Origin of the sequence: Burkholderia sp. SRS-W-2-2016 (assembly GCF_001931485.1) — a bacterium.
Lineage (GTDB): Bacteria > Pseudomonadota > Gammaproteobacteria > Burkholderiales > Burkholderiaceae > Paraburkholderia.
In genome coordinates, this window is the sequence record NZ_MSDV01000007.1 from 47,333 (window position 1) to 61,550 (window position 14,218).

At 65.3% G+C, this 14,218-nt stretch carries 12 protein-coding genes; 7 read left to right on the forward strand and 5 right to left on the reverse strand.

The features are described from left to right. The first annotated feature begins 241 nt into the window (after window positions 1-241). The 4 genes from BTH42_RS02620 (at window position 242) to BTH42_RS02635 (ending at window position 3,590) form a co-directional block, all read left to right on the forward strand. Window positions 242-802, forward strand: coding sequence for a cytochrome b (locus BTH42_RS02620; RefSeq protein WP_075295485.1), 561 nt, complete (start codon window positions 242-244; stop codon window positions 800-802). A gap of 8 nt (window positions 803-810) precedes the next feature. Then, entirely contained in the window at window positions 811-1,374 is a 564-nt protein-coding gene (locus BTH42_RS02625) for a YceI family protein (RefSeq protein ID WP_075295487.1), read from the forward strand. A 111-nt stretch (window positions 1,375-1,485) separates the two neighbouring features. After that, window positions 1,486-2,055 carry a YceI family protein gene (locus tag BTH42_RS02630; protein WP_075295489.1) on the forward strand — a complete coding sequence of 190 codons (570 nt, stop codon included), beginning with the start codon at window positions 1,486-1,488 and terminating at the stop codon, window positions 2,053-2,055. A 257-nt stretch (window positions 2,056-2,312) separates the two neighbouring features. Next, window positions 2,313-3,590, forward strand: a complete 1,278-nt coding sequence (locus tag BTH42_RS02635) for an MFS transporter (protein WP_075295491.1) — start codon at window positions 2,313-2,315, stop codon at window positions 3,588-3,590. 102 nt (window positions 3,591-3,692) lie between these two features. Here BTH42_RS02635 and secF read toward each other — a convergent pair whose 3' ends face one another. From secF to queA, 5 genes are all read right to left on the reverse strand, one after another. Continuing rightward, window positions 3,693-4,643, reverse strand: a complete 951-nt coding sequence (gene secF, locus BTH42_RS02640) for a protein translocase subunit SecF (RefSeq protein WP_075295493.1) — start codon at window positions 4,641-4,643, stop codon at window positions 3,693-3,695. 18 nt (window positions 4,644-4,661) lie between these two features. Beyond that, window positions 4,662-6,746 (reverse strand): protein translocase subunit SecD, encoded by a 2,085-nt coding sequence (gene secD / locus BTH42_RS02645; RefSeq protein WP_075295494.1) that lies wholly within the window; start codon window positions 6,744-6,746, stop codon window positions 4,662-4,664. 115 nt (window positions 6,747-6,861) lie between these two features. After that, window positions 6,862-7,191 carry a preprotein translocase subunit YajC gene (gene yajC, locus BTH42_RS02650; protein WP_075295496.1) on the reverse strand — a complete coding sequence of 110 codons (330 nt, stop codon included), beginning with the start codon at window positions 7,189-7,191 and terminating at the stop codon, window positions 6,862-6,864. 232 nt (window positions 7,192-7,423) lie between these two features. Then, window positions 7,424-8,614, reverse strand: coding sequence for a tRNA guanosine(34) transglycosylase Tgt (gene tgt, locus BTH42_RS02655; RefSeq protein ID WP_075295498.1), 1,191 nt, complete (start codon window positions 8,612-8,614; stop codon window positions 7,424-7,426). 300 nt (window positions 8,615-8,914) lie between these two features. Next, window positions 8,915-9,973, reverse strand: a complete 1,059-nt coding sequence (gene queA, locus BTH42_RS02660; protein ID WP_075295500.1) for a tRNA preQ1(34) S-adenosylmethionine ribosyltransferase-isomerase QueA — start codon at window positions 9,971-9,973, stop codon at window positions 8,915-8,917. Window positions 9,974-10,156: 183 nt separating this feature from the next. On the opposite strand from queA, the gene recG reads away from it, so the two are divergent. From recG to BTH42_RS02675, 3 genes are all read left to right on the forward strand, one after another. After that, window positions 10,157-12,469 (forward strand): ATP-dependent DNA helicase RecG, encoded by a 2,313-nt coding sequence (gene recG, locus BTH42_RS02665; RefSeq protein WP_075295502.1) that lies wholly within the window; start codon window positions 10,157-10,159, stop codon window positions 12,467-12,469. Window positions 12,470-12,614: 145 nt separating this feature from the next. Beyond that, entirely contained in the window at window positions 12,615-13,574 is a 960-nt protein-coding gene (locus BTH42_RS02670; RefSeq protein ID WP_075295504.1) for a hydrogen peroxide-inducible genes activator, read from the forward strand. Between the two features lie 237 nt (window positions 13,575-13,811). Further along, window positions 13,812-14,218 (forward strand): catalase (locus tag BTH42_RS02675; RefSeq protein ID WP_143751954.1); only part of this gene is annotated, 407 nt, incomplete at its 3' end.

Below are 14,218 nucleotides of genomic sequence, written 5' to 3' on the forward strand. Positions count from 1 at the left end.
CCCAATTGGTGCGCGGTCGCCTGGTCGAATCCGTCGCGCGCTGCCGCAAAAATCGGACCCGTCCGGTTCTGGCCGCTACAGCCAGTCCGGCGCGCTTCGGGTAGCATGGCGCCCTTGGCCTGTGCGCTGGCGGTTCGGCGCGATCGATGCAAGTCGGATCGCGCGCCGCCGGCGTTGCAGGCATCGCGGAATAGCCGGGTCGGCCGCGCCGTTAACTTCTATCAGCCTGCGTTGATCAGTCATGACACCCAATCCCTCGTTCGGTAATCAGGAGTCGTACACGCGGACCGCCATCGCGTTTCACTGGCTGATCGCGCTGCTGATCGTTTGCGGCTTCGCGCTCGGCTGGGTGATGACCGACATCCCGGGCTTTACGCCCACCAAGCTGCGTTACTTCTCCTGGCACAAATGGATCGGCGTGACCGTGTTCGCGCTCGCGATCCTGCGCATCCTGTGGCGCGCGACCCACGCCGCGCCGCCGCTGCCGCGCCGCATGCCCGGCTGGCAGCGCGGCGCCGCGCATCTCACGCATCTGCTGCTGTACGCGCTGATGGTCGTGATTCCGGCCTCCGGTTATCTGTACAGCTCGGCGGCCAACGTGCCGGTCGTCTATCTGGGCCTGATTCCGCTGCCGCGCCTGATCGCGCCCGACCCGCAGCTCAAGGAAGTGCTGAAGGCCGTGCATATCGCGCTGAATTACACGTTGCTGGTGCTGGTCGCGCTGCATGTGCTGGCCGCGCTCAAGCATCAACTGGTCGATCGCGACGGGCTGCTGTCGCGCATGCTCCCTTTCCTCAAATAAGGACTGCCATGAAGGTTCCGTTTTATCGCTCCATGCTCGCCGCGGTCGCGGCTGTGTCGCTGACGATGGCCGGCGCGGCGCTCGCCCAGGTCGACGTCGCGAAGAGTTCGGTCAGCGCGGTGTCGAAGCAGATGAACGTGCCGGTCGAGGGCAAGTTCGGCAAGTTCACCGCTCAGGTCAGCTTCGATCCGGCCAAACCGAGCGCCGGCAGCGCGCAGCTGAACATCGACGTCGCCAGCTACGACCTGGGCGACGAAAGCTACAACGAGCAGGTGCGCGGCAAGGAGTGGTTCGACGCGAAGACGTATCCGAACGCGACGTTCGTGTCCAGCGCGATCGCGCCGGCCGGTGGCAACCAGTTCAAGGTCACCGGCAAGCTGACGATCAAGGGCAAGTCGCAGACGGTCGTGGTGCCGGTCACCGTGACCCAGCAGGGCGCGACGCAGACCTTCGACGGCTCGCTGCCGATCAAACGCTCGCAGTTCGACATCGGCACCGGCGAGTGGAAGGACACGTCGGTCGTCGCCGATGAAGTGGTCATCAAATTTCACCTCGTCGCCGCGCACAAGTAACGCGTGCGGCGTTCGTGAAGCAGGCCGCGCCGCGTGGGGCGCGGCGGTTGTTGCAACCCAGGTTGCACCGCGATTTTCAACGCAATACAGGAGCACGAATTGAAAACGTCCATGTTGATCGCTGTTGGCGCGCTGGCTTCGTCGCTGTCGTTCGGCGCATTCGCCGCCGATACCTATATGCTCGATCCGACCCATACCTATCCGAGCTTCGAGGCCGATCACTTCGGTGGTCTGTCGACGTGGCGCGGCAAGTTCACGAAGACCACCGGCACCGTCACGCTCGACCGCGCGGCGAAGACCGGCACGCTCGACGTGACCGTCGACCCGGCCTCGGTGCAGACCGGCAACGCGAAACTCGACGACCACCTGAAGGCGGGCGAATTCTTCGACGTCGCGCAGTATCCGAGCGTCACGTACAAAGGCACGCAGATCAAGTTCGACGGCGACAAGCCGGTCGAAGTGATCGGTAATCTGACGATCCGCGGCGTCACCAAGCCGGTCAATCTGAAGATCGACTCGTTCAAGTGCATGCAGCATCCGGTGCTCAAGCGCGAAGTGTGCGGCGTCGAGGCGAGCACCGAGTTCAACCGCAGCGACTTCGGCATGGACTTCGGCTCGAAGTACGGTTTCAGCATGCTGACGCGTCTGAACATCCAGTCGGAAGGCGTCAAGCAGCAGTAATTCCGGGCGGACAGCCGCCGCGCTGCACCGCACCACGAACCGCTTCGGTTGCGCTCGCAACGAAGCGGTTTTTTTTCGCCTGTACCGAACGCCTTGTGCGCCGCCGGACGCGCGCCGATTATTTGCCGCTCGCGCCGCTTTTATTTTTTCAGTTAAATAGACGCTGGAGTGTGCCGGTGGAGCGCGTAGCCGGTGCGGCCGGCGCGCGTGTCGCACGCGCGCGTCGATAAATATTTCGCGCGGGACAGGAGATCTGGATGAATGCAACGACAGCGGCAAGCGTCGTGGGAAGCCGGCACAACTCGTGGCGCGCGGTGGTGGCCGCCTCGATCGGCAACGCGCTCGAATGGTTCGATCTGGTGGTGTACGGCTTTTTCGCGGTGACCATCTCGAGGCTGTTTTTCCCGGCCGGCAACGACACGGTGTCGCTGCTGCTCACGCTCGGCACCTTCGGTGTGTCGTTCTTCATGCGCCCGCTCGGCGCGATCGTGATCGGCGCGTACTCGGATCGCGCGGGCCGCAAGGCGGCGCTGACGCTGTCGATCCTGCTGATGATGAGCGGCACGCTGATCATCGCGATTCTGCCCACTTATCAAAGCATCGGCCTTGCCGCGCCGGTGATCCTCGTGATCGCGCGGCTGATGCAGGGTTTCTCGGCCGGCGGCGAGTTCGGCAGCGCGACCGCGTTTCTCGCCGAACACGTGCCGGGGCGGCGCGGTTTCTACGCGAGCTGGCAGATGGCCAGTCAGGGGTTGACCACGTTGCTCGCCGCCGGCTTCGGCGCGCTGCTGACCGGCACGCTCACACCGGAGCAGATGAACTCGTGGGGCTGGCGCGTGCCGTTTTTCTTCGGTCTGCTGATCGGCCCGGTCGCGTTCTATATCCGCAGCAAGCTCGACGAAACGCCCGAATTTCTCGCCGCCGAAACCACCCAGACGCCGCTGCGCGATACCTTCGCGACGCAGAAGCTGCGGCTCGTGATCGCGATGGGCGTGGTCGTGCTCGGCACCGTGTCGTCGTATCTGGTGCTGTTCATGCCGACTTATGGGGTGAAGCAGCTGGGCCTCGCGCCGTCGGTCGCGTTTGCCGCGATCGCGGTGACCGGCGTGATGCAGATGGTGTTCTCGCCGGTGGTCGGGCACCTGTCGGACCTGCATGGCCGCACGCGCATCATGCTGGCCGCGGCGGTGGCGCTGCTGGTGCTGGTCTATCCGGCGTTCCTGTATCTGATCGCGCATCCGAGCTTCGGCACGCTGATCGTCTGGCAGATCCTGTTCGGCTTTCTCGTCAGCGGCTACTTCGGCGCGACGCCGGGGCTGCTGTCGGAAATCTTCCCGGTGCAGACGCGCACGACCGGGATGTCGCTCGCCTATAACATCGCGGTGACGATCTTCGGCGGGTTCGGGCCGTTCATCATCGCGTGGCTGATCGGCGCGACCGGTTCGAAGGCGGCGCCGAGCTATTACGTGATGTTCGCCGCGCTGGTGAGTATCAGCGCGTTGATTGGAGCGCGGCGCAAGCTCGGTTTCCGCTAGGACGGAAAAGGGCCGCGAGCAGGAGACGGGTAACAGCGCTGTAAACGCAAAAGGCCGGTTCGCGAGAACCGGCCTTTTTTGTTGCCGCAATCTACGTGCGCATCAAACCTGCGCGCCCGCGTTCGGATCGTCCGGATCGACGCGTTCCTTCTTGTCCTTGATCAGGTCTTCACGCTTGATGCCGAACCACATCGCAAGCGCCGCCGCGACGAACACCGACGAGTAGATACCGAACAGAATACCGACCGTCAGCGCGAGCGCGAAGTAGTGCAGCGTCGGGCCGCCGAACAGGAACATCGACAGCACCATCATCTGCGTGCTGCCGTGCGTGATGATGGTTCGCGACATCGTGCTGGTGATCGCGTGGTTGATGACTTCGATCACGCTCATCTTGCGTTCGCGGCGGAAGGTCTCGCGAATCCGGTCGAAGATAACGACCGACTCGTTCACCGAGTAACCGAGCACCGCGAGCACCGCGGCCAGCACCGACAGCGAGAACTCCCACTGGAAGAACGCGAAGAAGCCGAGAATGATCACCACGTCGTGCAAGTTCGCGATCACGCCGGCCACCGCGTACTTCCATTCGAAGCGGAACGACAGGTAGATCACGATACCGACCACCACGCACGCGAGCGCGAGCAGACCGTCGGTGGCGAGTTCCTTGCCGACCTGCGGACCGACGAACTCGACGCGCTGCAACTGCACGTCGGGCGTATCGGTCTTCAGCGCGGCCATCACCTGTTCGCTCTGCTGCGCGGACGTCAGGCCCTCCTTCAGCGGCAGACGGATCAGCACGTCGCGCGCGGTGCCGAAGTTCTGCACCTGCGCGTCGCCATAGCCGAGCTTGCCGAGCGTGTTGCGCACCGGGTCGAGCGGCGCCGCGTTCGGATACTGCACCTCGATCACGGTACCGCCGGTGAATTCCACCGACAGATGCAGCCCGCGATGCACGAGGAAGAACACGGCGGCGAGGAACGTCAGCAGCGAGATCGCGTTGAAGATCAACGCGCGCTGCATGAACGGAACGTCTTTACGGAAACGGAAAAATTCCATGGTCTTGTTCTCCGGGACTCAGCGGGATGAACCCGGTTTTTGCGGCGTCGAGCCATCCGGCGGCGTGCCCGGCGTGTTGCGGCGACGCACGGTCGGCTTGCCGCGAGCCTGCGAGGCGGCGTTTGCCTTCGCGGCCGGCTTGACGCCGGACTTCGAGCTGGCCTGCGCGTTGGCGATGGCCTGCGCGGTGTCGGTCGCGGCGTCGTCGTTTTCCAGATAAGCGCTGGCGCCGGCGGTAGCCGTCTGCGGACGCCACACCTGACCGATCGACAGCGACTTCAGCTTCTTCTTGCCGCCGTACCAGAAGTTGACGAGGCCGCGCGAGAAGAACACCGCCGAGAACATCGACGTCAGAATGCCGATACAGTGGACGATCGCGAAGCCGCGCACCGGGCCGGAGCCGAATGCGAGCAGCGCGAGACCGGCGATCAGCGTGGTCACGTTCGAGTCGAGAATCGTCGCCCATGCATGCGCGTAGCCGTTCTGGATCGCCAGTTGCGGCGGCGCGCCGTGGCGCAGTTCTTCACGCACGCGCTCGTTGATCAGCACGTTCGCGTCGATCGCCATACCGAGCGCGAGCGCGATAGCGGCGATACCCGGCAACGTGAGCGTGGCCTGCAGCATCGACAGCACCGCGACCAGCAACAGCAGGTTGACGGAAAGGCCGATCACCGAGATCACGCCGAACAGCATGTAGTACGCGATCATGAACACGGCGATTGCCGCGAAGCCCCACACGACCGAGTGGAAGCCCTTCTTGATGTTGTCGGCACCGAGGCTCGGGCCGATCGTGCGTTCCTCGATGATCTCCATCGGCGCGGCGAGCGAACCGGCGCGCAGCAGCAGCGCGAGGTCGGCGGCCGCTTGCGGGGTCGGCTGGCCGGTGATCTGGAAGCGGTCGCCCAGTTCCGACTGGATCGTCGCGACCGTCAGCACTTCCCCCTTGCCGCGTTCGAACAGCACCATCGCCATCGGCTTGCCGATGTTGTCGCGCGACACCGCGCGCACCGCGCGGCCGCCGGCCGAGTCCAGACGGATGTTGACCGACGGACGCTGATGCTCGTCGAAGCCCGCCGATGCGTCGATGATGCGGTCGCCGGTGAAGATCACCTGTTTGCGCAGCAGCACCGGCACCTGGTTGCCCTGGGTGAAGAGTTCGTCACCCGGCGGCACCGGATCGTTCGGGTTCGGGTGGGTGTTGACCGGGTCCGCGAGGCGCGCTTCGAGCGTCGCGGTACGGCCGATGATGTCCTTCGCCTTCGCGGTGTCCTGCACGCCCGGCAGCTCGACCACGATGCGGTCCGAGCCCTGTTGCTGGATCACCGGCTCGGCCACGCCGAGTTCGTTCACGCGGTTATGCAGCGTGGTGATGTTCTGCTTGAGCGCGGCGTCCTGCACCGAGCGTTGCACTTCCGGCGTGAACGTGCCGACCAGCTGCACGCCGCCGTCCGCGCCGGCATTCGGCTGCGACGTCCACCGCAATTCGCTGACGCCGCGGCTGAGCAGCTTGAGCGCCGCGTCCGCGGTGGCCTGATCGGCCAGATTCACTACCACCGACTGGTTCACGCGATTCACGCCGCCGTCGCGCACGTTGTTGTCGCGCAGCATCGTGCGTACGTCCGACGCGTCCGAATCGAGTTTCTTGTTCAGTGCGCCGGCCATGTCGACCTGCAGCAGGAAGTGCACGCCGCCGCGCAGATCGAGACCGAGGTACATCGGCAGCGCGCGCAGCGCGGTCAGCCAGCTCGGCGACGCGCTTTGCAGGTTCAGCGCGACGATGTACTGCGGATCGTTCGGGTCGCTGTTCAGCGACTTCTGCAGCAGATCCTTCGCGCGCAGTTGCGTGTCGGTGTCCGCGAGACGCACGCGGATGGTCGCGTTGTTCTGCGCGTTATCGAACGTGACTGCAGTCGGCTTGATCTGATTGCCCGCGAGCGCGGCTTCGACCGACGCGAGCGTGGTGGCGTCGAGCCTGACCGTCGCCTTGCCGCTCGACACCTGCACCGCCGGCGCTTCGCCGTACAGATTGGGCAGCGTGTACACGAGGCCGATGACCAGAGCCACCAGCATCACGGCGTATTTCCAGAGGGGGTAGCGATTCATGAGTGGTCCAACGGGAGGTTGGCTTGGATGCGATGCGCCCGGCGATGAGCGCGGTCAGTTCAGCGGGACTGCCTGAAATGGCCGCGAGGCCGCGCCGGACGCGGGAGAGCAGGCCTTACAGCGACTTGATCGTGCCCTTCGGCAGAACCGTCGTAACCGCTGCCTTTTGCACGGTGATTTCGGTGCCTTCCGAGATTTCGATGCCGACGTAGGCTTCGCCCACCTTGGTCACCTTACCGACGATGCCGCCGTTGGTCACGACTTCATCGCCCTTGGCCATCGCGGCGAGCATGCTGCGGTGTTCCTTCTGGCGCTTCATCTGGGGGCGAATCATGATGAAGTACAGCACGCCGAACATCAGGATCAGCGGCAGGAAGCTCATCAGGTTTGATTCGATGCCACCTGCTGCAGCGCCTTGAGCATAGGCATTGGAAATGAACGACACGTTGGTCTCTCCGTTATCAGTCAAAACTAACAAAAAATTCAGCCGATTATTCTACCACCGGCCGAACCCGCGCCGGCACGGCGAATCGGCTTTGCGATCAACCGTTTAAAGGCCTGCATCGAGCAATATTTGGGCACTCGATGCGGTTCCGGCGAAAGTGAAGTGTAAGGTTTATGCGCGGTGACTGGGTCGCGACGCGCGGATTGTTCAGTTCAATCGGCGCGCCGCGCGCTCAGGACGCGGGTACGGCGCCGCGTGCGCGGTCCTCGTGAAAACGCTTGCGGAACGCGTCGAACATCTTCGCGTCGATCGCATCGCGCATTTCCTGCATCAGTTCGAGGTAGTAGTGCAGGTTGTGGATCGTGTTCAACTGCGCGCCGAGGATTTCGCCGACGCGGTGCAGGTGATGCAGATAGCCGCGCGTGAAGTTGCGGCAGGTGTAGCAGCCGCATTGTTCGTCGAGCGGGCGCAGCGAGTTCTTGTGGGTCGCGTTGCGGATCTTGACGTCGCCGAAACGGGTGAACAGCCAGCCGTTGCGCGCGTTGCGGGTCGGCATCACGCAGTCGAACATGTCGACGCCGGCCGCGACGCCCGCCACCAGATCTTCCGGCGTGCCGACGCCCATCAGGTAGTGCGGCTTGTCGGCCGGCAGCTTCGGGCCGATGTGGTTCAGGATCCGCATCATGTCTTCCTTCGGCTCGCCGACCGACAGGCCGCCGATCGCCAGACCGTGGAAGTTTTTCTCCGCGAGGCCGGCCAGCGATTCGTCGCGCAGGTCCTCGAACATGCCGCCCTGGACGATGCCGAAGAGGGCGTTCGGATTGCCCAGGCGCTGGAATTCGTCGATCGAGCGCTGCGCCCAGCGCATCGACATGCGCATCGATTCGGCCGCTTCCTGGTGCGAGGTCGGGATGTTGTTGGTCGCGTACGGCGTGCATTCGTCGAACTGCATCACGATGTCCGAGTTCAGCACCTTCTGGATCTGCATCGACACTTCCGGCGACAGGAACAGCCGGTCGCCGTTGATCGGCGACGCGAACGTGACGCCGTCCTCGGTGATCTTGCGCAGGTCGCCGAGCGAGAACACCTGGAAGCCGCCCGAGTCGGTGAGGATCGGTTTCTTCCAGCCCATGAAGCCGTGCAGGCCGCCGTGCGCTTCGATGGTTTCGAGGCCCGGGCGCAGCCACAGGTGGAAGGTGTTGCCGAGGATGATCTGCGCGTGCATCTCGTCGAGCTCGCGCGGCTGGACCGCCTTCACCGTGCCGTAGGTGCCGACCGGCATGAAGATCGGCGTTTCGACCACGCCGTGATTCAGCGTGACACGGCCGCGGCGGGCCAGGCCGTCGGTGCCGAGCAGTTCGAATTTGAGGCCGTTTGCGGGGCGCTCGTGAGCGGGTTGCTGCGTGGGATGACCCAGGGTCATTGAGTAACTCCTGTGCTACCGGAAAACATGCTTTGCATGGGACCGGAGTAAGCGCTAAAGCGCTAACACCGGATCGACACCGGCGCAGATAAGGAAATGCCGCTGCGGGGGAGCGCGGCGGCTGGGGGACTGCCTAAAAAAACTACTAACCGTGTAGTGCTGCGGTGCTGCTTTGCGTACCGCCACGGCGCGTATCCGAACGGCGCATTCGAGCGGGACGCCGAGGCGGCACGTTAGAGGCGTTGCATGCCGCCGTCGCATTCAGGCATCGGGCTCGATTGCCGCACTCACGGGCCGAATTCAAACGTCGCGCCGCGTCAACAGCATCGCGTCGCCATAGCTGAAAAAGCGGTAACGCTGCTCGATAGCGTGACGATAGGTCGCGCGAATCGTCTCGACGCCGGCGAACGCGGACACCAGCATCAGCAGCGTCGACTTCGGCAAATGGAAATTCGTCACCAGCCGGTCGACCACCCGGAAGCGGTAACCCGGCGTGATGAAGATGTCGGTTTCCGCGCTGGTCGCGGCGAGCGGCCGGCCGGCCGCTTCGGCGTCGCGCGCGGCGGCTTCGAGCGCGCGCATCGACGTGGTGCCGACCGCGATCACGCGGTTGCCGCGCGCCTTGGTCGCGGCGATCCGGTCCGCCAGCGACTGCGGCAGGTGATACCACTCGCTGTGCATCTTGTGCTCGGCGATGTTCTCGACCCGCACCGGCTGGAACGTGCCCGCGCCGACGTGCAGCGTCAGCGTCGCGCGTTCGACACCCTGCGCGTCGAGCTTCGCGAGCAGCGCGTCGTCGAAGTGCAGGCCGGCGGTCGGCGCGGCGACCGCGCCCGGGTTCTGCGCGAACACGGTCTGGTAGCGGGTTTCGTCGGTCGCGTCGGGATCGTGCTCGATGTACGGCGGCAGCGGCAGGCGGCCGTACTGCTCGATCAGCGTCAGGCAATCGTCCGGGAAGTGCAGCGTGTAGAACTGATCGACGCGCTCGCCGACGGTGACGTCGAACGCATCGGCCAGACGCGCAGTGGTGCCCGGCTGCGGGCTCTTGCTCGCGCGGATCTGCGCGAGCGCGCTGCGCTCGCCGGTCAGGCGCTCGACCAGCACTTCGATGCGCCCGCCGCTGGCCTTCTGGCCGAAGAAGCGGGCCTTCAGCACCTTGGTGTCGTTGAAGACGAGCAGGTCGCCGGGCGCGAGACACGCGGGCAACTCGGTGAAGCGGCGATCGATCAGGCGCGCGGCGCCATCGGGGGCCCCGGCGTGGTCCACTTCGAGCAGACGGCTCGCGCTGCGCTCAGGCAGCGCGACTTGCGCGATCAGCTCGGGCGGCAGATCGAAATCGAAATCGGAAAGCGTAAACATGCGAACGACTGGGAGCGAATTGGGACGGAATTGAGCCGAAGCCGGAGTCGGGCGGCTATGATGGCGGGACGCCGAAGCGGCCCGTGCGCCCTGTCCTGTGCCGCGTCCTGCGTGCGAGACAGCGCGCAGCGCGGCACGACGTTTTTTTCGACAGCAGCCGATATTGTACTTGCGAAGCAGCCCATGCCTTTGTCCGACCGCCGATTGTCCGTTGCCAACCTCGAAGCGGGAGACGCGCCGCGGCGCCGCGGCGCGCGAGGCGAGACGGACGAGGATGAGGTGAGAGAGGGTGTGGGCGGCGCGGGTGGCGGCGCGAGCGCGAGTGATCCGGACGACCCGGCGCAACAACTCGCAGCCGCCAACGAAAACGGCAAACCCGCCGCCAAATCCAGATCTTCGAGCAAAGCCGCCGCCAAACCCGCGGCGAAAGCCCCCGTCAAAACCGCCGACAAGCTCGCCAAACTCGGCCTGAACCGCGACATCGACCTCGTGCTGCATCTGCCGATGCGCTACGAGGACGAAACCTCGCTGACGCCGATCGGCCATCTGCTGCCCGGCGGCATCGCGCAGACCGAAGGGGTGGTGTTCGACAACGAGATCGCGTACCGGCCGCGTCGCCAGTTGCTGGTGAAGCTGCGCGATGGCGACGGCGACGAACTGGTGCTGCGCTTCCTGAACTTCTACGGCTCGCAGGTCAAGCAGATGGCGCTCGGCGCGCGGCTGCGCGTGCGCGGCGACGTGCGCGGCGGTTTCTTCGGGATGGAGATGGTGCATCCGGCGGTGCGCGTGGTCGATGAAGACACGCCGCTGCCGCAGGCGCTGACGCCGGTCTATCCGAGCACCGCGGGGGTGTCGCAGGCGTATCTGCGCAAGGCGATCGACAACGCGTTGTCGCGCACCTCGCTGCCGGAGTTGTTGCCCGCGCCGGTCGCGCGCGAGCATCTCGAACCGCTCGGCGTGCCGTCGCTGATGGACGCGGTGCGCACGCTGCATCATCCGGGCGCGCAGTCGGACGAGACCGCGCTGATCGACGGCACCCATCCGGCGTGGGTGCGCATCAAATTCGAAGAGTTGCTCGCGCAGCAGATGTCGCTCAAGCGCGCGCACGACGAGCGCCGCACCCGCGCCGCGCCGGCGATGCCGCGCCGCAAGCTCGGCGACGAGTCGGCGCTGGTCGCGCGTCTGCTGAAGGCGCTGCCGTTTTCGCTGACGGCCGCGCAGGAGCGGGTCGGCGGCGAAATCGCGCTCGATCTGACCCAGCCGCATCCGATGCAGCGGCTGTTGCAGGGCGACGTCGGCAGCGGCAAGACGATCGTCGCGGCGCTCGCCGCCGCGCAGGCGATCGATGCCGGCTACCAGGCCGCGTTGATGGCGCCGACCGAAATCCTCGCCGAGCAGCACGCGCGCAAATTGCGCGGCTGGCTGGAGCCGCTCGGCGTGAGCGTCGCGTGGCTGGCGGGCAGTCTGAAGACCAAGGAGAAGCGCGCGGCGATCGAAGCGGCCGCGCTCGGCACCGCGCAACTCGTGATCGGCACGCACGCGATCATCCAGGACGCGGTCGAGTTCGCGCGGCTCGGGCTCGTGATCGTCGACGAACAGCATCGCTTCGGCGTCGCGCAGCGGCTCGCGCTGCGCGCGAAGGCCCAGGGCGCGGCCGACGGCGCGAGCGACTTCCAGCCGCATCAACTGATGATGTCCGCGACGCCGATCCCGCGCACGCTCGCCATGACTTACTACGCGGACCTCGACGTATCGACGATCGACGAGCTGCCGCCCGGCCGCACGCCGATCCTGACCAAGCTGGTGTCCGACGCGCGCCGCGAGGAGGTGATCGGCCGCGTGCGCGAGGCCGCGCTGACCGGGCGCCAGGTGTACTGGGTGTGTCCGCTGATCGAGGAAAGCGAGACCTTGCAACTGCAGACCGCGGTCGAAACCTACGAAACCCTCGTGGCCGCGTTGCCCGAGTTGCGGGTCGGCCTCGTGCATGGCCGCCTCGCGCCGGCCGAAAAGGCCGCGGTGATGGACGCGTTCTCGCGCAACGAAATCCAGCTGCTGGTCGCGACGACCGTGATCGAAGTGGGCGTCGACGTGCCGAACGCGTCGCTGATGGTGATCGAGCACGCGGAGCGCTTTGGCCTTGCGCAGTTGCATCAGCTGCGCGGCCGGGTCGGGCGCGGCAGCGCCGCGTCGGTGTGCGTGCTGCTCTACACCGGACCGCTGTCGATGACCGCGCGCGCCCGTTTGCAGACGATGCGCGAGACCACCGACGGCTTCGAGATCGCCCGCCGCGACCTCGAGATTCGCGGACCGGGCGAGTTTCTCGGCGCGCGCCAGTCGGGCGCCGCGATGCTGCGTTTCGCCGACCTCGAAAACGACCAGTGGCTGATCGACCCCGCGCGCGAGGCCGCCGCCACGCTGCTGGAGCAATACCCGGAGGTGGTGCTCCAGCATCTGGCGCGCTGGCTGGGCGCGCGCGAGCAGTATCTGAAGGCGTGACACGGCGGCCGGTTTGCGTTTTGTCGTCGTGCGGCGCTAAACGTTTGGCGTCACACGGTCAAAAGGTTGGCGAAGCGGTTGGCGAACCGACCCTATAGGTGTATAACTAGAACCTATCGAATCCTTCATACTGATTGATCCCCGAATGACGCTCACCGAATTGAAATACATCGTGGCGGTAGCGCGCGAGCGGCACTTCGGCCGGGCGGCCGAAGCGTGTTTCGTCAGCCAGCCCACGCTGTCCGTCGCCATCAAGAAGCTCGAAGACGAGCTGAACGTGCAGATTTTCGAGCGCGGCACCAGCGAGGTCAGCGTCACGCCAATCGGCGAACAGATCGTCACGCAGGCTCAGCGCGTGCTCGAGCAGACGCTCGCGATCAAGGAAATCGCCAAGCAGGGCAAGGACCCGCTGGTCGGGCCGCTGCGCCTTGGCGTGATCTATACGATCGGACCGTATCTGCTGCCCACGCTGGTCAAGCAGATGATCGCGCGCGTGCCGCAGATGCCGTTGATGCTGCAGGAGAACTACACGCTCAAGCTGATCGAGCTGCTCAAGCAGGGCGAAATCGACGTCGCGATCATGGCGCTGCCGTTCCCCGAAACCGGGCTGATGCTGCGTCCGCTGTACGACGAGCCGTTCGTCGTCGCGCTGCCGTCCGGGCACGCGTGGGAAAGCCGCCCGAAAATCGATCCCGACGATCTGAAGCAGGAAACCATGCTGCTGCTCGGCAGCGGTCACTGCTTCCGCGATCACGTGCTCGGCGTGTGCCCGGAGCTGATGCGGTTTTCGCAGAACGCGGACGGGATCCAGAAGACCTTCGAAGGCTCGTCGCTTGAAACGATTCGCCACATGGTTGCGAGCGGCGTTGGGATTACCGTGCTGCCGCGCATGTCGGTGCATGAAGTGAAGCCGCATGCGGGCGGGATCGACGCGGGGCTGCTCAGCTACGTCGCGTTCGACGAGCCGGTGCCGGACCGCCGCGTCGTGCTCGCATGGCGCAAGAGCTTCACGCGGATGCCCGCGATCGAGGCGATCTGCGAGGCGATCGCCGCGTGCGAGTTGCCGGGCGTCAAGAAGCTCGATCTGCCGGCCGCCGTCAACTGATGGAACGGTAGGGGGCCGGCGGCAGATCGCCGCGGCCCGCAGCCGCGCCGGGCTTGCCGAGCCCGGCCGGATCGCAAGTCTCAAAAAAAGGGCGCAAACCCTATCGCATAGATAGAATTTATCAAATATAGATAATCGATAGGGTTGATATAGTTTCCTCCAGGGATCGCCCGATCCCGTATTCACACAGCTCAGGCGCCGACCTGTGTTCAAGGCTGGACAAGCCGAGGAGGAAACATGTCCGAACGTAAGCTCACCAATGCCGCTGGCGCCCCGCTCGCCGACAACCAGAATTCGATGACCGCCGGCCCGCGCGGCCCGGTCGTTCTGCAAGACGTATGGCTGCTCGAAAAGCTCGCCCACTTCGATCGCGAAGTGATTCCCGAGCGTCGCGTGCACGCGAAGGGCTCGGGCGCCTTCGGCACGCTGAAGGTCACGCACGACATCTCGCGCTACACGAAAGCGAAAGTCTTCGCGCAGGTCGGCAAGGAAACGCCGCTGTTCATGCGCTTTTCGACGGTGGCCGGCGAGCGCGGCGCGGCCGATGCCGAGCGCGACGTGCGCGGTTTCTCGATCAAGTTCTATACCGAGGAAGGCAACTGGGACGTGGTCGGCAACAACACGCCGGTGTTCTTCATCCGCGA